The sequence below is a fragment of the Streptomyces sp. NPDC054887 genome (genome assembly GCF_053610585.1).
This window is the reverse complement of record NZ_JBSGYQ010000097.1, coordinates 1-17881: the sequence shown is the minus strand read 5'-3', so window position 1 is coordinate 17881 and position 17881 is coordinate 1. Positions and strand designations below refer to the sequence as shown.

General features: G+C 72.2%; 19 protein-coding genes. 10 read left to right on the top strand and 9 right to left on the bottom strand.

The window, feature by feature from the left end; all coding sequences use genetic code 11:
* The first annotated feature begins 251 nt into the window (after positions 1 to 251).
* Complete coding sequence (locus ACWGH0_RS32540) at positions 252 to 731, top strand: sec-independent translocase (RefSeq protein WP_453407875.1); 480 nt, start codon at positions 252 to 254, stop codon at positions 729 to 731.
* Positions 732 to 850: 119 nt separating this feature from the next.
* Positions 851 to 1531 (top strand): hypothetical protein, encoded by a 681-nt coding sequence (locus ACWGH0_RS32535; protein ID WP_453407874.1) that lies wholly within the window; start codon positions 851 to 853, stop codon positions 1529 to 1531.
* Between the two features lie 86 nt (positions 1532 to 1617).
* Here the strand turns inward: ACWGH0_RS32535 and ACWGH0_RS32530 are convergent, their stop codons facing one another.
* From ACWGH0_RS32530 to ACWGH0_RS32520, 3 genes are read right to left on the bottom strand one after another with little or no spacing between them, the layout of a single operon-like run.
* Positions 1618 to 2751: an Mrp/NBP35 family ATP-binding protein gene (locus tag ACWGH0_RS32530; protein WP_453407873.1), complete on the bottom strand. Its 1134-nt coding sequence runs from the start codon at positions 2749 to 2751 to the stop codon at positions 1618 to 1620.
* A gap of 43 nt (positions 2752 to 2794) precedes the next feature.
* Entirely contained in the window at positions 2795 to 3382 is a 588-nt protein-coding gene (locus ACWGH0_RS32525; RefSeq protein ID WP_453407872.1) for a DUF1003 domain-containing protein, read from the bottom strand.
* Complete coding sequence (locus ACWGH0_RS32520; protein ID WP_453407871.1) at positions 3372 to 4676, bottom strand: magnesium transporter MgtE N-terminal domain-containing protein; 1305 nt, start codon at positions 4674 to 4676, stop codon at positions 3372 to 3374. Before ACWGH0_RS32520 ends, ACWGH0_RS32525 begins: the two co-directional genes overlap by 11 nt.
* Before the next feature lie 175 nt (positions 4677 to 4851).
* Between ACWGH0_RS32520 and ACWGH0_RS32515 the strand changes: the two genes are divergently transcribed.
* Positions 4852 to 5634 (top strand): hypothetical protein, encoded by a 783-nt coding sequence (locus ACWGH0_RS32515; protein WP_453407870.1) that lies wholly within the window; start codon positions 4852 to 4854, stop codon positions 5632 to 5634.
* A 64-nt stretch (positions 5635 to 5698) separates the two neighbouring features.
* Here ACWGH0_RS32515 and ACWGH0_RS32510 read toward each other — a convergent pair whose 3' ends face one another.
* Positions 5699 to 6208, bottom strand: coding sequence for a hypothetical protein (locus tag ACWGH0_RS32510; RefSeq protein WP_453407869.1), 510 nt, complete (start codon positions 6206 to 6208; stop codon positions 5699 to 5701).
* A gap of 89 nt (positions 6209 to 6297) precedes the next feature.
* On the opposite strand from ACWGH0_RS32510, the gene ACWGH0_RS32505 reads away from it, so the two are divergent.
* Positions 6298 to 7275 (top strand): DMT family transporter, encoded by a 978-nt coding sequence (locus ACWGH0_RS32505; protein ID WP_453407868.1) that lies wholly within the window; start codon positions 6298 to 6300, stop codon positions 7273 to 7275.
* On the opposite strand, the gene ACWGH0_RS32500 is transcribed toward ACWGH0_RS32505, so the two are convergent.
* On the bottom strand, positions 7253 to 8368 hold the full coding sequence (locus tag ACWGH0_RS32500) for a magnesium and cobalt transport protein CorA (protein ID WP_453407867.1): 1116 nt from the start codon (positions 8366 to 8368) through the stop codon (positions 7253 to 7255). The two genes, ACWGH0_RS32505 and ACWGH0_RS32500, sit on opposite strands and share 23 nt — an antisense overlap.
* Before the next feature lie 460 nt (positions 8369 to 8828).
* Here ACWGH0_RS32500 and ACWGH0_RS32495 point away from each other — a divergent pair, with 460 nt between their 5' ends.
* The 4 genes from ACWGH0_RS32495 (at position 8829) to ACWGH0_RS32480 (ending at position 11850) form a co-directional block, all read left to right on the top strand.
* On the top strand, positions 8829 to 9413 hold the full coding sequence (locus ACWGH0_RS32495) for a suppressor of fused domain protein (protein WP_453407866.1): 585 nt from the start codon (positions 8829 to 8831) through the stop codon (positions 9411 to 9413).
* Between the two features lie 160 nt (positions 9414 to 9573).
* Positions 9574 to 10212, top strand: coding sequence for a DUF6758 family protein (locus tag ACWGH0_RS32490; protein WP_453407865.1), 639 nt, complete (start codon positions 9574 to 9576; stop codon positions 10210 to 10212).
* Between the two features lie 100 nt (positions 10213 to 10312).
* A complete protein-coding gene (locus ACWGH0_RS32485) occupies positions 10313 to 11179 on the top strand; it encodes a PHP domain-containing protein (protein ID WP_453407864.1) in 867 nt (288 codons plus the stop codon).
* A 65-nt stretch (positions 11180 to 11244) separates the two neighbouring features.
* Positions 11245 to 11850 carry a MarC family protein gene (locus ACWGH0_RS32480; protein ID WP_453407863.1) on the top strand — a complete coding sequence of 202 codons (606 nt, stop codon included), beginning with the start codon at positions 11245 to 11247 and terminating at the stop codon, positions 11848 to 11850.
* A gap of 76 nt (positions 11851 to 11926) precedes the next feature.
* On the opposite strand, the gene ACWGH0_RS32475 is transcribed toward ACWGH0_RS32480, so the two are convergent.
* A complete protein-coding gene (locus ACWGH0_RS32475; protein ID WP_453407862.1) occupies positions 11927 to 12079 on the bottom strand; it encodes a hypothetical protein in 153 nt (50 codons plus the stop codon).
* A 202-nt stretch (positions 12080 to 12281) separates the two neighbouring features.
* On the opposite strand from ACWGH0_RS32475, the gene ACWGH0_RS32470 reads away from it, so the two are divergent.
* The gene (locus ACWGH0_RS32470) at positions 12282 to 13199 is read left to right on the top strand and encodes an NYN domain-containing protein (RefSeq protein ID WP_453407861.1); all 918 of its coding nucleotides are present in this window, start codon (positions 12282 to 12284) and stop codon (positions 13197 to 13199) included.
* Positions 13200 to 13233: 34 nt separating this feature from the next.
* On the opposite strand, the gene ACWGH0_RS32465 is transcribed toward ACWGH0_RS32470, so the two are convergent.
* Both ACWGH0_RS32465 and ACWGH0_RS32460 read right to left on the bottom strand, forming a co-directional pair.
* Positions 13234 to 14073 (bottom strand): alpha/beta fold hydrolase, encoded by an 840-nt coding sequence (locus ACWGH0_RS32465; RefSeq protein WP_453407860.1) that lies wholly within the window; start codon positions 14071 to 14073, stop codon positions 13234 to 13236.
* Between the two features lie 91 nt (positions 14074 to 14164).
* Complete coding sequence (locus tag ACWGH0_RS32460) at positions 14165 to 16228, bottom strand: DEAD/DEAH box helicase (RefSeq protein ID WP_453407859.1); 2064 nt, start codon at positions 16226 to 16228, stop codon at positions 14165 to 14167.
* Between the two features lie 471 nt (positions 16229 to 16699).
* Here ACWGH0_RS32460 and ACWGH0_RS32455 point away from each other — a divergent pair, with 471 nt between their 5' ends.
* On the top strand, positions 16700 to 17440 hold the full coding sequence (locus ACWGH0_RS32455; RefSeq protein WP_453407858.1) for a ferritin-like fold-containing protein: 741 nt from the start codon (positions 16700 to 16702) through the stop codon (positions 17438 to 17440).
* 15 nt (positions 17441 to 17455) lie between these two features.
* On the opposite strand, the gene ACWGH0_RS32450 is transcribed toward ACWGH0_RS32455, so the two are convergent.
* On the bottom strand, positions 17456 to 17722 hold the full coding sequence (locus ACWGH0_RS32450; protein WP_453407876.1) for a hypothetical protein: 267 nt from the start codon (positions 17720 to 17722) through the stop codon (positions 17456 to 17458).
* Between the last annotated feature and the right edge of the window lie 159 nt (positions 17723 to 17881).

Genomic DNA, 17881 nt, shown 5'->3' with positions numbered 1-17881 from the left:
CCGGCGGGGCGGGGGGGCCCCCCCCCCCGCCCGGCCGCCCGCCGCCCCCGGGCGGGGGGGGGGGGGGGCCGCCCCCCGCGCGGCCGGGGGGGGGGGGGCCCCCCCCCCCCGGGAGTCCGCTCCAGTGTGGCGTGAAGGTACCGTCCGGACAGATTGGGCGGGTACCGTGGACCGGGCCCGGACCGGTCCTCTGCCTGCGGCGGGGGAGACCCACCCGACCTGCGGGCGCGGAGAACCCAAGGAGCAACAAGGTGTTCAGTGACATAGGCGCACTCGAGCTGGTGACGCTCGTGGTTCTCGCCGTGCTCGTCTTCGGGCCGGACAAGCTGCCGAAGCTCGTCCAGGACGCCTCGGCGATGATCCGCAAGATCCGTGAGTTCTCCGAGAGCGCCAAGCAGGACATCCGCTCCGAGCTCGGCCCGGAGTTCAAGGACTTCGACTTCGAGGACCTGAACCCGAAGACCTTCGTGCGCAAGCAGCTGCTGGACAACGACGACCTCGGTCTCAAGGAGATCCGCAGCAGCTTCGACCTCAAGAGCGAGATGGCGGAGGTCGCCGACGCCGTGAACGGGCGCGAGCGCGACACGTCCGCCGGAGCGGCGAACGGCTCGAACGGTTCGGCCGGCAAGGCGAACCTGTCGAAGGACCCCACCGGCACCCCCGACCTGCTCCAGAAGCGCGAAACGCCCGCCCGGAGCGAGCGCCCGCCCTTCGACGCCGACGCCACCTGAACCCCGCCCTTCCCGACGAGCCGCACCGAGGTGGCTATCCTCCATCTGTCCGGATGTGAGGACGCCCGAGGGGGGCGGGCCGTGTCCGGACGCCACGGACAAAGGAGGCGGCCGGACAGATGGAGACCACGAGTCGGGTCGGAGCGCAGGGAGCATCCCTCGCGCCCAGCACGTCCACAGCGGAGGGGGTGCCAGCAGCCCGGCGTACGGTCGACGGCTATCTGCGCGCGCCCTTCCCCTGGTACGGGCTTGACGACGCGTTCAGCGGCCCCCGCTGGCTGATGCAGGTCGGCACGGCGGCGGACGGCACGGTGCAGCACGGTTCCACGGGGCACGGCGACGAGCCGACGATACGGCCCACCCCCGACGACGCGCAGGAGAAGGAGCGCTTCGCGGTGGTCGTCACCGTCGCCAGCAGCCCCGTACGGCGCAGCGGCGACGGTACGGGCGTCCTGGAGGCCACGTCGGTCTCCTCCGCCGCCTGGCTGGCCGGTTCGGGCCTGCTCTCGTCCACCTGGCCCGCGCAGCTCGACCACTCACTGCGCGACGACTGGCTGGACCAGCAGGCCGAGACGGCCTTCGAGCTGGCCGACGACCTGTCGGGCCCGGCCTGGTCGACGCTCTCGCTGCCGGTGGACGGCGTACCGGCGTCCTTCCACTACCGCGAGTCCGAGTACGGCTGGGTGCTGGCCGGAGCCGGTGAGGACGGCGTGATCCTCGGGGCGTACGGGCGCGGAATGAGCGCGTACGGCCTCGGCTTCTCGGTGATCAAGGACATCTCGGCGTACGACCAGGGCTGACCACCCGGCGTACGACCGCATGCCGAAGGGGGCGCCGCTCGTCAGGAGCGGCGCCCCCTCGGGGTGTCCGGGGCGTGCGGAACGCGTCAGAACTTGTTGCGCGGGGTGATGCCGAGCGACATGCCCGACAGACCGCGGGCGCGGCCGCCCAGCTTGCCCGCGATCGTGCGCAGCGCGGCGCCGGCCGGCGAGTCCGGGTCGGTCAGCACGACGGGCTTGCCCTCGTCGCCGCCCTCCCGCAGCCGTACGTCGATCGGGATCGCGCCCAGCACCGGCACGTTCGCGCCGGTCGTCTTCGTGAGCCCCTCGGCGACCTTCTGGCCGCCGCCGGTGCCGAAGACGTCGACCATCTCGTCGCAGTGCGGGCACGGCAGGCCCGACATGTTCTCGACGACGCCGACGATCTTCTGGTGGGTCTGCACGGCGATGGAACCGGCCCGCTCGGCGACCTCGGCCGCCGCCTGCTGCGGCGTCGTCACCACGAGGATCTCGGCGTTCGGCACGAGCTGCGCCACCGAGATAGCGATGTCGCCGGTGCCCGGCGGCAGGTCGAGGAGCAGGACGTCCAGGTCGCCCCAGTACACGTCCGCGAGGAACTGCTGGAGCGCGCGGTGCAGCATCGGGCCGCGCCACACGACGGGCGCGTTGCCTGGGGTGAACATGCCGATGGAGATGACCTTCACACCGTGCGCCGACGGCGGCATGATCATGTTCTCGACCTGGGTGGGCCTGCCGTCCACGCCCAGCATGCGCGGCACGCTGTGGCCGTAGATGTCCGCGTCGACGACGCCGACCTTCAGCCCGTCGGCGGCCATGGCCGCGGCCAGGTTGACCGTCACCGAGGACTTGCCGACGCCGCCCTTGCCGGACGCCACCGCGTACACCCGCGTCAGCGAGCCGGGCTGGGCGAAGGGCACCTCGCGCTCGGCGGTGCCGCCGCGCAGCGCGCCGGCGAGTTCCTTGCGCTGCTCGTCGCTCATCACGTCGAGCTCGACGGAGACGCTGGTCACACCCTCGACGCGCTCGACCGCCTCGCGCACGTTGCTGGTGATCGTCTCGCGCATCGGGCAGCCGGAGACGGTGAGATAGACCGTGACGGCAACCGCGCCGTCTGCCCCGATCTCAACCGATTTGACCATGCCGAGTTCAGTGATCGGTTTGTGGATCTCGGGGTCGTTCACCGTCGCCAGTGCTTCACGCACCGCGTCTTCCATAGCCATACCGTGATGGTACGGCGCGTACCGCCGCACCGGGAAAGCCCTGTCAGCGGTCTGATTCGTCACTCTCGGAAACGGCCTCCGGCGGGAATAGGGCGCGCCGCTCCTCCAGCTCCTTGACCAGGTCGAGGAATTCGGAGCGGATCCAGTCGCGGGTGGCGACCTCGCCGAGCCCCATCCGCAGCGCCGCGATCTCCCGTGTGAGGTACTCGGTGTCCGCGATGGACCGCTCGTTCTGCTTGCGGTCCTGCTCGTGCGTGACGCGGTCGCGGTCGTCCTGCCGGTTCTGCGCGAGGAGGATCAGGGGGGCGGCGTACGACGCCTGGAGCGACAGCATCAGCGTCAGGAAGATGAACGGGTACTCGTCCCAGCGCAGGGCGGGCGGCGCGAAGATGTTCCACACCACCCACAGGGCGATGGTCAGGGTCATCCAGACCAGGAAGCGCCCGGTGCCCAGGAACCGGGCGATCCGCTCCGAGAAGCGGCCGAACGCCTCCGGGTCGTACTCCGGCAGCAGCCGCTTGCGCGCCGGCCTCGGCTGGTCGAGGCGCACCCGCGACCCGCGCGGCAGCGCGCTCGCGCCCGTCGCGGTCCGGCCGCGCTCCCTCGGCTCGGCGCCCCTGTCAGTGCCCACGGACGGCCGCCTCCCCGTCCCGCTCGGCCCCCGGCGTCGGCGGCGGCTCGTGGAACTCCGTCTCGCGCCAGTCGTCCGGCAGCAGGTGGTCCAGTACGTCGTCGACCGTGACCGCGCCGAGCAGCGAGCCGCTCTCGTCCACGACCGGGGCGGCGACCATGTTGTACGCGGCCAGGTAGCTCGTCACCGCGGGCAGCGCCGTGCCCGGCGAAAGCGGCGGCAGGTCCGACTCCACGACCGAGCCGACCAGCGTCCCCGGCGGCTCGCGCAGCATCCGCTGGAAGTGCACCGTCCCGAGGTACTTGCCCGTCGGCGTCTCGTCCGGCGGCCGGCAGACGTAGACCTGCGCCGCCAGCGCGGGGGAGAGGTCCTGCTGCCGTACGCGCGCGAGGGCGTCCGCGACGGTCGCGTCGGGCCGCAGCACGATCGGCTCGGTCGTCATCAGACCGCCGGCCGTCCGCTCCTCGTACGCGAGCAGCCGCCGAACGTCGGCCGCGTCGTCCGGCCGCATCAGCGTCAGCAGCCGCTCCTTGTCCTCCTCCGGCAGCTCGGACAGCAGGTCGGCGGCGTCGTCCGGGTCCATCGCCTCCAGCACGTCGGCCGCCCGCTCCTCCTTGAGCTTGCCGAGGATCTCCACCTGGTCGTCGTCGGGCAGCTCCTCCAGCACATCGGCGAGCCGGTCGTCGTCGAGCGCCGCGGCCACCTCGGCGCGCCGCTTGGGCGTCAGGTGGTGCAGGGCGTTGGCCAGGTCGGCGGGGCGCAGCTGCTCGAAGGTGGCCAGCAGGCTCTCCGCGCCCTGTCCGTCCTCCTCCAGCGAGAACCCGGTGACGGCGGACCACTCCACGGTCAGCGTCTCTCCGCGGCGCCGCAGCGCGCCGCCCTTGCCCTTGCGTACGAAGACCTTGTCGATCTCCCAGTCGCGGCGGGCGGGCAGCTGGGCGATCGACACGTCGAGGACGGTGACCTCCTCGCCGCTCTCCACCAGGCGCACCCGGCGGTCGAGGAGTTCGCCGAGGACCAGACGTTCGGTCGGGCGCTGCTCGAAGCGCCGCATGTTGACCACGCCCGTCGTGATGACCTGTCCGGACTCGACACCGGTCACCCGCGTCATGGGAAGGAAGATCCGGCGCCGGCTCACCACTTCGACGACCATGCCGAGCAGGCGCGGCGGCCTGCTGCCGACGCGCAGCATCGCGACCAGGTCGCGGACCCGGCCGACCTGGTCGCCGTTCGGGTCGAAGACGGCGATGCCCGCCAGATGCGAGACGAAGACCCGGGGGGCGCCCGATGCCATGAGAGTGCGCCTCCCTTACTGCACAAATAGGGGCCGGTATTCGGGTTCAGGCTAGCCCGTGCCGGTCGCCGCCGCTTCAACGGGGCGTCCGGACGGCTCTCTGCCGGTCGGCGTACACCGCACAGGTACGCTGCCTGCTGCCACCCCGGACACCCGCATGAGAGGCAGTGCGCTTGTGACTGCATTTCCCCCGGCCGCCCGAGCCCGCAGGGCCGCCTTGATCGGCGTCGTGTGCGCCGGGCTGACCGCGGCCCTCACCGCCTGCGGCGAGGAGCCGGTGGACCCGGACAAGGGGACCAACGGGGTGGGCAGACTCTCGGCGCCGGCCATCGAGACCAAGGCGCGCAAAGCCGCGCGCGACGCCGAGTCGGTCCGGCTCTCGGGCACCGTCGTGAGCAAGGGGCGCTCGTACAAGCTGGACATGCGCCTCAAGGAGGACGGCGGCACCGGCTCCGTGACCTCGAAGGGCAGCACCTTCGAGCTGCTCCGCATCGACGACGAGCTGTTCATGAAGGCGGGCGCGGACTTCTGGGACCACGGGGAGCAGCCCTCCGAGTCGGACGAGTCGGACGAGTCCGACGCTGCCGCCGCCGGCAAGCTGGAGGACAAGTACGTCAAGGTCCCCGACGACGACCCGGTCTACGACCAGCTCCGCGGTTTCACCGACAAGGACGTGCTGCTCGACGGCCTGCTCGGACTGCACGGCAAGCTCGGCAAGGGCGACCGGCCGAAGGTCGGCGGCGTCCGTACGATCGAGGTCACCGGCGGCAAGGGCGCCGGCGGGACCCTCGCGGTGTCGCTGCACGGCACGCCGTACCCGCTGCGCCTGGAGCGGGCGGGCGGGGCGGGCGTCGTGCGGCTCGCCGACTGGGACGAGGAGTTCGCGCTGGAGGCGCCGGGCAAGGGCGAGACCGTGGACTACGGCGGCCAGCTCCCCAAGACGTCCGACGCGTCCTGAAGACGCCCACGGACCGGCGTCGCGCCCCCGGCGTCCGTCCGCCCGAAGGCGCGCCGACGGGAACCTAGCCCTTCTTCTTCCGCTTCATCAGCAGGCGGGGCAGCGCCGCCGGCACGGGCAGCCGCGTCGTCGCGCCGGTCGGCAGCGGCGCGGCGGCGAGCGATCCGTCCGGCAGGTCCGTGCTCGCGCCGCGCGGCTCCAGGCGCAGGACGCGGCACTCGCGGGCCCAGCGCTCGGTCATCCGCTCGGCGTCGGGCGCGTTCAGGCGCTTGCCCTTGAGCTCGGCGACCGCCGCCTCCCAGGGCTCGGACCCGGCCGGGTGCTCGACGACGGCGGCCGTCCAGGTGACGAGCCGCCCGCCCTTGTCCTTGCTGCGTACGGTGACTTCGGCGCTCGCGCCGTCGGCCAGTCCGGGGAACGGCTGCTCGCCCGGGCCGTCCCCCACGACGTAGGCGGCGCCGTCGTGCCAGACGTGCCACAGGGACCGGGCGGGGCCGGTGCCTCGTACCCAGATGAGGCCGGACTTCTTGGTGGCCTCCTCGACGAGGGCCTGGTCGAGCAAGGTCTGCGTCATACGCGCAAGCCTAGGCGCTGCCCGGTTGCCGCCGTCCTCCGCCCGCCCCTTCGCGGACCTGCCGCTCCCCGGAAACGGCCGCCGGGAAAATGACAGTTCCGTATTCGTCCCACGCCCCTTACCGTGAGCCCGTGCCCGCAACAGTCAGCCGCCCCGACGGCATCGCCACCGCGCCCTCCGGTCCGTCCACCGGTCTTCACACCGCGCCCCGCGTCGACCTCGTCCTGCTCGGCGTCGCCGTCGCCGCCGTGTCGTTCTCCGCGCCGCTCATCGCGGCGACCGCCGCCCCCGCGCTCGCCATCGCGTTCTGGCGCAACGCCATGGCGGTCGGCGTACTGAGCCCGGTGGTGCTGCTCAAGCACCGCGCCGAGCTGCGCGGCATCGGCCGCAGGCCGCTGCTGCTCGCCGTCGCCGCCGGCGCCCTGCTCGCCCTGCACTTCGGGCTCTGGCTGCCCAGCCTGCGGATGACCTCGGTGGCGTCCTCCACCGCGCTGTGCACCACCACGCCGATCTGGACGACGATCCTGCTGCGCATGCGCGGTCACCGGCCGCCCCGCATGGTGTGGGCCGGCACGGTGCTCGCCGTCGTCGGCGTCGTCATCCTGACCGGCGTCGACATGACGCTGTCCCCGCGCGCGCTCGCGGGCGACGCCCTCGCGCTCGGCGGCGGCGTCGCGGCGGCCGGGTACGTGCTGCTCGGCGCCGAGGTGCGCCGGACGGTGAGCACCACCGTGTACACGTACGTCTGCTACTCGACGACCGCGCTGATCCTGCTGGTCACGTGCCTGGTGTCGGGCGCCGAGCTCGGCGGATACGACGCCACGACCTGGCTCCAGCTGGCCGCGCTCACGGCCGCCGCCCAACTCCTCGGCCACTCCCTGCTCAACCGCGTCGTGAGCACCCTGGGCCCCTCCGTCACGTCGACGGCGATCCTCCTGGAGACCCCGGGCGCCGCGCTGATCGCCGCGCTGTGGCTGGGGCAACTGCCGCCGACGGCCGCCTACCCCGCCCTGCTGGTCATCCTGGCCGGCCTCGCGCTCGTCGTCAGAGCCAGCCGTTCCGCTTGAGCGTGCGGTGGATGCTGACGCAGACGACGACGATGGAGCCGAGCACCAGCGGATAGCCGTACCGCCAGTGCAGCTCCGGCATGTGGTCGAAGTTCATGCCGTACACGCCGCAGATCATCGTCGGCACGGCCACGATCGCCGCCCAGGACGTGATCTTGCGCATGTCCTCGTTCTGGGCGACGGTCGCCTGCGCCAGGTTGGCCTGGAGGATCGAGTTCAGCAGTTCGTCGAAGCCGACCACCTCCTCGTGCACCCGCGCGAGGTGGTCGGCGACGTCCCGGAAGTACTTCTGGATGTCCGGGTCGATGAGCCGCATCGGCCGCTCGCTGAGCTGCTGCATCGGACGCAGCAGCGGCGCGACGGCCCGCTTGAACTCCAGGACCTCCCGCTTGAGCTGGTAGATCCGGCCCGCGTCCGAACCGCGCGGACTGCCTTTGGCCGGCGCGGAGAAGACGTCGATCTCGACCTCGTCGATGTCGTCCTGCACGGCGCCCGCCACCGCGATGTACCCGTCGACGACATGGTCGGCGATCGAGTGAAGGACCGCCGACGGACCCTTGGCGAGCAGTTCCGGGTCGTCCTGGAGCCGGTGGCGCAGCGCGCGGAGCGAACCCTTGCCGCCGTGCCGCACGGTGATGACGAAGTCCTTGCCGGTGAAGCACATCACCTCACCGGTCTCCACCACCTCGCTGGTGGCGGTGAGTTCGGTGTGCTCGACGTAGTGGATCGTCTTGAAGACGGTGAAGAGGGTGTCGTCGTACCGCTCCAGCTTGGGCCGCTGGTGCGCGTGTACGGCGTCCTCCACGGCCAGCGGGTGCAGCCCGAACTCGGCGGCAATACCTGCGAATTCGGCCTCGGTCGGCTCGTGCAGACCGATCCAGGCGAAGCCGCCGCCCTCGCGGACGCGGGTCATCGCCCGGTGCGGGGTGAGGCATTCGCTGTCCTTCACCCGGCGCCCGTCGCGGTAGACGGCGCAGTCCACGACCGCGCTGCTCGCGGACGGGTCGCGGGTGGTGTCGTAACCGCTGTACACGGTGCTGCTCTTGCGCAGGGACGGACGGACCGCTGCGCGCAGGTCACGGATCATCGACATGGCGGGCTCCTTCACGGAGAAGCCGTCTGCGAGGCATGGCGCTGCCCGGAATGGAGACGTGCGGGCCACGGCGTCGGGGCGACCGTACGTCGGCAAAGCGGGCGGCACCGCAAGGACGCGGTGACGGCGTTCGCTCAGACACGGATCAGGCAAAAACGAAGTGCTCTTCCGTCGTGCGAAATGCCGTGGGCCCCGTGGGTTTCACCGGCCGGCGACCGGGTACGAAGGGGCTCAGGCCCCGGGGAACACTGGCGGTGCGGAAGAGCGGTTGGTACTGCCGGGACGACTTCGATCCACCGCAGCCCCACCTCCTCCGGCCGGTCCCCCGTGGGGGAAGACGTCTGTCGGGGCTCGAAAGCCACGCTTCTGCGTGCTGCCCTGACCAGCGGCCAAGACTATCAGCCCACTGTTGTGTCAAGCCCCTCACATGCCCCGTCCCCACGCGACTTATGCTCGCCGCATGGGAGATGTTCTTGCGCTGGTAGAAGCCCGTTTGCGCACTGCGCTGGGCGAACCGGACGCGCGCGCCGCCGTCACGTTCCTCGGTACGGACCGCATGGAGGTGCTGCGCTTCGTCGACGGGGACGTCGTCCGTTACGCCACCCTGGGCATGTCGGCCCAGCCGATGGCCGACCCCACCGCCGTCCTGGCCGATCCTGTCAGGGGCCCGCGCGCCGAGCTGGTGCTTTCGGTACGGGCCGGGCTCGCCGACACCGACAAGGTGCTGCGCCCGCTCGCGGTCCTCGCGGCGTCCCCGCAGGTCGAGGGCGTGATCGTGGCCCCCGGGGCCTCACTGGACCTCGGGGAGCCGCTCTGGCCCGGCGCGCCCTTCAGCTCCGTACTGGTGGCGGAGCCCGGCGGCCTGGTCGAGGACCTGGACCTGGACGCCCCGATGGACCCGGTGCACTTCCTGCCCCTGCTGCCCATGACGCCCAACGAGGCGGCGTGGAAACGGGTGAAGGGCGCGCAGGAACTCCAGGAGCGCTGGCTGACGCACGGCACGGACCTGCGCGACCCGCTGCGCGCCTCCGTACCGCTCGACTGAGGGCGCCGTCGCACCGGTGCCGCGCTGCGGCGACCGGCGGACGAGGCAGCCCGCCGGGCACTGGTCGGTGCAGGACGCATCCGCTTTTCCCGGGGAAGGCACGCTCCGGACGGGTGATCGTCCTTGACGCGGGGACGGCCGGGGAGGACCGTTGGGCCCTATGAGGGGCGAACCCAGTTGCCCGAAGTGCGGTGGCCGGGTCAGGGCGCCCGGTCTCTTTGCCGACTCCTGGCAGTGCGACGTGCACGGAACGGTGCACCCGCTCCAGCCGGTGGTGCCACCCAGCGTCGAAGCGCTCACCGTCGCCGTGAAGCGCGCCAAGGTCCCTGTGTGGATGCCCTGGCCGCTGCCGGTCGGCTGGCTTTTCACCGGGGTGACCTGCGCGGGTGACGACCGGGGTGGCTCACGGGCCACCGTCGTCGCCTGCTCGGGACCAGGGCCGCTCGGCGGCCTCGGTGAGATGCTGCTGATCGCCGAGGAGCTCGGTGTCGGCCTCGGCGCGCGCTATGCCGGCGTGGCGGGCCCCGATCCCGGGGCGTACATGAGCATGGACAAACCACCGCAGGTCAAGCTGATGGCGGCCGGCCGGCCCACGCCGCTGTGGCATCTGTCCGGCGTCCCCGACGACCGCGCGGTCTTCGCGGGCGAGGCGTGCGGGCTGTGGCTGTGGGCCGTCGTCTGGCCGGAGCAGTCCGGACTGCTGATGTACGACGAGCTGATACTGGCCGACCTGCGCGACGCGGGCGCCGAGGTGGAGCTCGTGCCGTGCGGGGCGCTGTCACCCCGCCTGCTGTCCTGACGCCGCCGCGTCGCCCGGTGAGCGCGGGCGGCCGGGGGTGTTCGATTCCCGGCTATCCTGGACCGGTCCCCCGTCCCGCCGAGCCCCGGAGTCACGCGTCGTGCGCATCGACCTGCACACCCACTCCACGGCGTCGGACGGCACGGACACCCCCGCCGAGCTCGTGCGCAACGCGGCGGCGGCCGGACTCGACGTCGTGGCGCTCACCGACCACGACTCCACGCGCGGCCACGCCGAAGCGATCGCCGCGCTGCCCGACGGGCTGACGCTCGTGACCGGCGCGGAGCTCTCCTGCCGTCTCGACGGCATCGGGCTGCACATGCTGGCGTACCTCTTCGACCCCGACGAGCCCGAGCTGGCGCGCGAGCGCGAGCTGGTACGGGACGACCGGGTGCCCCGCGCGCGGGCCATGGTGGGCAAGCTGCGGGAACTCGGCGTGCCGGTCGAGTGGGACCAGGTGGCCCGTATCGCCGGCGACGGATCGGTCGGCCGCCCGCACATCGCGTCCGCGCTGATGGAACTCGGCGTCGTGGCGAGCGTCTCCGACGCCTTCACGCCCGAATGGCTGGCCAACGGCGGCCGCGCGTACGTCGAGAAGCACGAACTCGACCCCTTCGACGCGATCCGCCTCGTCAAGGCGGCCGGCGGAGTCACCGTCTTCGCGCACCCCGGCGCCGCCAAGCGCGGCGACGTCGTCCCCGAGAGCGCGATAGCGGCGCTCGCCGCCGCGGGCCTCGACGGGATCGAGGTCGACCACATGGACCACGACGAGCCGGTCCGCGCACGCCTGCGCGCACTGGCCGCCGACCTCGGGCTGCTGACCACCGGCTCCAGCGACTACCACGGCAGCCGCAAGACCGTACGGCTCGGGGAGTACACCACCGACCCCGAGATCTACGGCGAGATCACCCGGCGCGCGACCGGCGCGTTCCCCGTGCCGGGCGCGGGCGGAAGCGCCCGCCCGTAACGTCGCTCTCCGGTCGCGTCCGCTCGCACCTCCCTCGTAAGACCCTCTTCTCGCAAGGCCTCACTGTGCTCGACTTCGCTGTCTTCGGATCCCTCTTTCTCACCCTTTTTGTGATTATGGACCCCCCGGGGATCACTCCGATCTTCCTCGCCCTCACTTCGGGCCGGCCCGTCAAGGTGCAGCGCCGGATGGCCTGGCAGGCCGTCGCCGTCGCCTTCGGCGTGATCGCCGTCTTCGGCCTGCTCGGCCAGCAGATCCTCGACTACCTGCACGTCTCCGTGCCCGCGCTGATGATCGCGGGTGGCCTGCTGCTGCTCCTGATCGCGCTCGACCTCCTCACCGGCAAGACCGACGAGCCGACGCAGACCAAGGACGTCAACGTCGCCCTCGTGCCGCTCGGCATGCCGCTGCTCGCGGGCCCCGGCGCGATCGTCTCCGTCATCCTGGCCGTGCAGCACGCGGACAGCGCCAAGAGCCAGGTCTCGGTCTGGGCGGCGATCGTCGTGATGCACGTGGTCCTGTGGCTGACCATGCGCTACTCGCTGCTGATCATCCGTGTGATCAAGGATGGCGGCGTGGTGCTGGTGACGCGCCTCGCGGGCATGATGCTGTCCGCCATCGCGGTGCAGCAGATCATCAACGGCGTCACCCAGGTGATCCGGGGCAGCTGACCGGCTCCGGACGCACGAGCGCCCCCGTACGCGGTGTACGGGGGCGCTTCACCTCAGAACAAACCACTACAGAGTGTTATGAAGCCGATGTCTCGGCCGGGCGGATGTAGATGCGCTGGCCGACAGAGGCGGCCTGCTGCACGATCCGGTTGACGGAGGCGGCGTCCACGACGGTGCTGTCGACGGCGGTGCCGTCGACGTCGTCCAGGCGCATGATTTCGAAGCGCAAGGCTTCTCCCTTCGTCTGATCCTCCTGCTGGAGAACTGTGTGTGGGAACGCGAGGCTAGGCGCCCCGTGTTCTCTGGTGATTACAACGGTGTGCCCACCGCAGTCATTCCCTACGCTAAAGAAAACTTTCGACTCTCTAATTACTCGCGGGTAGGCGGACCGGTTGGCCGCTCCACCCCGCGCCACGGACAATGAGAGCCGTATGGACGACGCACAGCCTTCGGGCTCCACCGAACTCGCCAGGGTCACCGCCCGCCTGGAGCGCACCAACGAGCTGCTCCAGCGCATGCTGGTCGAGGTGGCGAAGACCCCTTCCACGCACGCGATCTTCGTCGACGCCGGCTACGTCTACGCGGCGGCCGGGCTCCTCGTGACGGGGACCGAGGACCGCAGGTCCTTCGACCTCGACGCGGAAGGGATCATCGAGGCGTTCATCGACAAGGCGCGCACGATCTTCGCGGACAGCCGGCTGCTGCGCGTGTACTGGTACGACGGGGCCAGGCGGCGCATCCACACCACCGAGCAGCAGTCGATCGCCGAACTGCCCGACGTCAAGGTCCGCCTGGGCAACCTCAACGCCAACAACCAGCAGAAGGGCGTCGACTCCCTCATCCGCACCGATTTGGAGTCGCTGGCCAGGCACCGCGCCATCAGCGACGCCGCCCTGGTGGGCGGCGACGAGGACCTCGTCTCGGCGGTCGAGGCGGCCCAGGGGTACGGCGCGCGCGTCCACCTGTGGGGCATCGAGGCGGGGGAGGGCCGCAACCAGGCCGAACCGCTCCTGTGGGAGGTCGACAGCCAGCGCACGTTCGACCTCGACTTCTGCAAGCCGTACGTCACCCGGCGGCCCGTCACCACGTACGAGAACGAGGGCGCCCCGAGGCCCAGCCGCGAGGACGTCCGGTTCATCGGCGCGCAGATCGCGGCGGCCTGGCTCGGCGCGCGCGGCCGTGAATCGCTCGCGGACCTGCTGCCCGGCCACCCGTACCTGCCCGGGTCCGTCGACCAGGAACTCCTGGTCGAGGCGGAACGGCTGCTCCAGCGCTCCCTGCGCGGCCACGCGGACCTGCGGCGGGCGCTGCGGGACGGCTTCTGGCAGCACCTCCAGGCCCAGTACTGACGTACGGGCGAAAGGGCCGGGCCGCAGCCCGTCCCTACAGGGCGTCCCAGAACCCCGCCAGCGCCTTCGCCGTCTCCTGCGGCCGGTCGGTGTTGGGCGAGTGCTGGGCTCCCTCGATCACCGTCCGGTACGCGCCCAGCCGTTGGGCCATCCCGTCGATCAGCGGCACCGGCCAGGTGTCGTCCGTGACGCCCGACACCACGTGCACCGGCAGCCCGACGGCGGCGAGTGCGGCCACGCGGTCCGGCTCGCCGCTCAACTGCCTGCCGGTGGCGACGAGCTGGGCGGGGTTGTGCCGCAGCCAGCGGGCGCGCAGCGCCGGGCCGTCGAGGTCGGCGTCCTCCGGAGGATCCAGCGCCCGCATGGCCTCCCAGACCTGATCCATGGTCATGGAGGTCAACGCCTGCGTCAGCAGGGCGATCTTCTGCCGCTGGGCCTCCGAGACCTCGGCGGGCCCCGACGCCATGAGGGTCAGCGACGCGAACGGCGAGGCGTCGAGGAGCACGGCGGCGCGGGCGATCTGGCCGCCGAGCGAATGCCCGACGAGATGGACGGGCGTACCGGCGGCCTCCGCCTGTGCGAGCACGTCGAGCGCCAACTCGCCCTGGGCGTAGGCCGTTTCGTCCGGCGGGCCGTCGGACTCGTACTGACCGCGCCCGTCGACCGAGACGATCCGGTACCCCGCCTGCGCGAGGGGCGCCAGCATCGCGATGAAGTCCTCCTTGCTGCCGGTGTACCCGGGCAGCAGCAGTGCGGTGCCCCGGGCGCCGGCGGACGGGGGCTCCGCTTCCAGCGCGGCGAATACGCCGCGCGACGTGCGCAGGGGGAGTGCGCGGGTGCCGGGGGGCGGGGTGAACGTGGGCGGCCTGCTCATGCGACGAGGCTAACGCGCCGATGGCCCGGCCCCCGCGAACGGGGGCCGGGCCATCGTGACCGGCTTGAGCGGCCTGCCGTGTCCGGCTCGCTCAGCTCTCCGGCTGGGCGGCGGCGGCGCGGGTGCGGCGGCGCGGTGCCTTGGCCGGTGCGGCCTCGGCCTCGGCGGCGGCGGGCGCCTCGGTGACGGTCTCGGCCGTCTTGGCGGTGCGCGTACGGCGGCGCGGGGCCTTCGGGGCCTCGGCCTCCGCCGCGGGGGCGGGGACCTGGGCCTCTGCGGTGTCCACGGCGCGGGTGCGGCGGCGCGGTGCCTTGGCCGGTGCGGCCTCGGCCTCGGCGGCGGCGGGCGCCTCGGTGACGGCCTCGGCCGTCTTGGCGGTGCGCGTACGGCGGCGCGGGGCCTTCGGGGCCTCGGCCTCCGCCGCGGGGGCGGGGACCTGCGCCTCGACGGTGTCCACGACCTCGGCGGCCTTCGTCGCGCGGGTACGGCGGCGCGGCGCCTTCGGGGCCTCGGCCTCCGCCGCGGGGGCGGGGACCTGCGCCTCGACGGTGTCCACGGCAGCGGCGGCGCGGGTGCGGCGGCGCGGCGCCTTGGCCGGTGCGGCCTCCGTCTCGACGGCCGCGGGCGCCTCATCGACGGCTTCCACCGGCCGTGCGGTGCGCGTACGGCGACGGGGGGCCTTCTCGGCCTCGGGCTCCGCCGCGGGGGCGGGCACCGGAGCCTCCACCGTCTCCACGACGGCCTCGGCCGCGCGGGTGCGACGGCGGCGGCGCGGCGTGCGGGGCTCGGCGGGAGCCTCGGCGGTCTCCGTGGCCGTGGGGGCCTGCGAAGCCGCCGCCGCCTCGTCGGCCGACACCGGCGCGCCGTTGCGCGTACGGCGACGCTGACGCGGCGTACGCGGGGCACGCTCCTCCACGACGGCCGGAGCCGCGGCGGCCGGCGCCGACCTGCGCCCGCGGCCACCCGTCTCACCGAGGTCCTCGACCTCTTCCGCGCGCAGACCCGCACGGGTCCGGTCGGCCCGGGGCAGTATGCCCTTCGTGCCGGCGGGGATGCTCAGGATCTCGTACAGGTGGGCCGACGTGGAGTACGTCTCCTCCGGCTCGTCGAACGGCAGGTCCAGCGCCTTGTTGATCAGCTTCCAGCGCGGGATGTCGTCCCAGTCCACCAGCGTGACGGCGATGCCCTTCGCGCCCGCGCGGCCGGTGCGGCCGACGCGGTGCAGGTACGTCTTCTCGTCCTCGGGCGACTGGTAATTGATGACGTGCGTCACACCCTCGACGTCGATACCGCGCGCGGCGACGTCGGTGCACACCAGCACGTCGACCTTGCCGTTGCGGAACGCCCGCAGGGCCTGCTCGCGCGCGCCCTGGCCGAGGTCGCCGTGGACGGCGCCGGAGGCGAAGCCGCGCTTCTCGAGCTGCTCCGCGATGTCGGCGGCGGTCCGCTTCGTACGGCAGAAGATCATCGCGAGACCGCGGCCGTCGGCCTGGAGGATGCGGGAGACGAGCTCCGGCTTGTCCATGTTGTGCGCGCGGAACACGTGCTGCGTGATGTTCGCGACGGTCGCGCCCTCGTCGTCGGGCGACGTGGCGCTGATGTGCGTCGGCTGCGACATGTACCGGCGGGCGAGACCGATGACCGCGCCCGGCATGGTCGCCGAGAACAGCATCGTCTGGCGCTTCGGCGGCAGCATCTTCATGATCTTCTCGACGTCGGGCAGGAAGCCCAGGTCGAGCATCTCGTCGGCCTCGTCGAGGACGAGGGACCGCACGTGGGAGAGGTCGAGCTTCTTCTGGCCCGCGAGGTCCAGCAGACGCCCGGGCGTGCCGACGACGATGTCGACGCCCTTCTTGAGCGCCTCGACCTGCGGCTCGTACGCGCGGCCGCCGTAGATGGCGAGCACCCGCACGTTGCGCACCTTGCCGGCGGTCAGCAGGTCGTTGGTGACCTGCTGGCACAGCTCGCGGGTGGGTACGACGACCAGCGCCTGCGGGGCCTCGGTCAGCTTGTCGGGCGCCGCCCGGCCGGCCTCGACGTCCGCGGGGACGGTCACGCGCTCCAGCAGGGGGAGGCCGAAACCGAGCGTCTTGCCCGTGCCGGTCTTGGCCTGGCCGATGACGTCGCTGCCCGAGAGCGCGACGGGGAGCGTCATCTCCTGGATGGGGAAGGGGGACGTGATGCCGACGGCCTCAAGGGCCTCGGCGGTCTCGGAAAGAATCCCGAGGTCTCGGAACGTAGTCAGGGTGCTGCCTCTTCTGTGAGACGCGACGCGAGGCGAACGAAGGGGGTCGTACCGTGCCTGGTTCTCGTCCGGCCGAAATGGGCCGGGGGCGCGGGACCACGTGCCGTCGCTCAAGCGCTCATGTCGCTGAGGGGGCCCCTCATCTTGCGGTCGTACGCCTTGGTACGCCCCGCGTGGAGGGCTGTCGGGTCGGAGCCGATCGGGCCACCGACCGGGCATCCTCATTCAAGTGCGCCGCCAAATGCCCTGGGCACTCTGCTAGCGCTTTACCACTGTACCCCGGATTCGCGCAGGTGTGTCGGTACGATTTACCGGATCGGGGTGACGGTGGTGGCTGACCAGCCCCTTACGCACCGGGACGGGCGGGCTATTGTGCCGTTCATGGAGACGCCTGACAACGCCACTGCACCCGAAGAGACGCCCCGGACCGGCATCGCCGCCCAGGACTGGGCGACGGCGTCCGCCGAGCCGAACTACCACGCCGCGGTCGTCGACCTGCTGGGAGCACTCGCGTACGGAGAGCTGGCGGCCTTCGAGCGCCTCGCCGAGGACGCCAAGCTCGCCCCGACCCTCGCCGACAAGGCGGAGCTGGCCAAGATGGCGTCGGCGGAGTTCCACCACTTCGAGCGGCTGCGGGACCGGCTGACCGCGATCGACGAGGAGCCGAAGGCGGCCATGGAGCCGTTCGCCAAGGCGCTCGACGACTTCCACCGCCAGACCGCCCCCTCCGACTGGCTGGAGGGCCTGGTCAAGGCGTACGTCGGCGACTCGATCGCCAGTGACTTCTACCGTGAGGTCGCCGCGCGGCTCGACTCCGACACCCGCGCGCTGGTGCTCGCCGTGCTCGACGACACGGGACACGGGAACTTCGCGGTGGAGAAGGTGCGCGCCGCCATCGAGGCGGACCCGCGCTGCGGCGGCCGGCTCGCGCTGTGGGCCCGCAGGCTGATGGGCGAGGCGCTCTCCCAGGCCCAGCGGGTGGTGGCGGACCGCGACGCGCTCTCCACGATGCTCGTGGGCGGCGTCGCCGACGGCTTCGACCTGGCGGAGGTCGGCCGGATGTTCTCCCGGATCACCGAGGCGCACACCAAGCGCATGGCCGCGCTCGGCCTGGCGGCGTAACGCCGTAAACGGTCGCTACGCCGCCGCCGAACGGCGGATGCGGCCCCTGGGGCGGATGAGGAGCGAGAGCAGAACCGCTCCCACCGCCACCGCGCCGATCAGCGTCGCCACGACATGGCCCGGGCCGAGTGCGGAGTGGGTGACGTACGCACCGAACAGGGCACCGAGCGGCCCCGCGGCCAGGACGACGCGCCGCGGGGGCAGCCGGTCGTCGAGCCGGTGGACGGCCGCCCAGGCGAGGGCGAAGCCGAGGGCGATGGAGCCGATAGCTTCCAGCAGGATCACGTGCGTTTCCTCCCGTGCGGCCAAGGTGCGGATGGGTCGTAGCCCGTACTACCCCCACGCCGCGGAAGGCAACCCTCCGCCGGGGCGCCGGTCGGGGCCCCGTACGAGACGGCCCCGCACGAGAAGACGGAACCGGCCCGGTGGGAAGTCCCACCG

Bases quoted from the DNA above. Each gene is read 5' to 3' on its own strand.
- ACWGH0_RS32490 (WP_453407865.1), top strand. From the start codon at position 9,574: ATGAGGGGCGAACCCAGTTGCCCGAAGTGCGGTGGCCGGGTCAGGGCG.
- ACWGH0_RS32500 (WP_453407867.1), bottom strand. From the start codon at position 8,368: ATGTCGATGATCCGTGACCTGCGCGCAGCGGTCCGTCCGTCCCTGCGC.
- ACWGH0_RS32505 (WP_453407868.1), top strand. From the start codon at position 6,298: ATGACAGTTCCGTATTCGTCCCACGCCCCTTACCGTGAGCCCGTGCCC.
- ACWGH0_RS32455 (WP_453407858.1), top strand. From the start codon at position 16,700: ATGGAGACGCCTGACAACGCCACTGCACCCGAAGAGACGCCCCGGACC.
- ACWGH0_RS32535 (WP_453407874.1), top strand. From the start codon at position 851: ATGGAGACCACGAGTCGGGTCGGAGCGCAGGGAGCATCCCTCGCGCCC.
- ACWGH0_RS32495 (WP_453407866.1), top strand. From the start codon at position 8,829: ATGGGAGATGTTCTTGCGCTGGTAGAAGCCCGTTTGCGCACTGCGCTG.
- ACWGH0_RS32465 (WP_453407860.1), bottom strand. From the start codon at position 14,073: ATGAGCAGGCCGCCCACGTTCACCCCGCCCCCCGGCACCCGCGCACTC.
- ACWGH0_RS32520 (WP_453407871.1), bottom strand. From the start codon at position 4,676: ATGGCATCGGGCGCCCCCCGGGTCTTCGTCTCGCATCTGGCGGGCATC.
- ACWGH0_RS32530 (WP_453407873.1), bottom strand. From the start codon at position 2,751: ATGGCTATGGAAGACGCGGTGCGTGAAGCACTGGCGACGGTGAACGAC.
- ACWGH0_RS32510 (WP_453407869.1), bottom strand. From the start codon at position 6,208: ATGACGCAGACCTTGCTCGACCAGGCCCTCGTCGAGGAGGCCACCAAG.
- ACWGH0_RS32470 (WP_453407861.1), top strand. From the start codon at position 12,282: ATGGACGACGCACAGCCTTCGGGCTCCACCGAACTCGCCAGGGTCACC.
- ACWGH0_RS32460 (WP_453407859.1), bottom strand. From the start codon at position 16,228: ATGACGCTCCCCGTCGCGCTCTCGGGCAGCGACGTCATCGGCCAGGCC.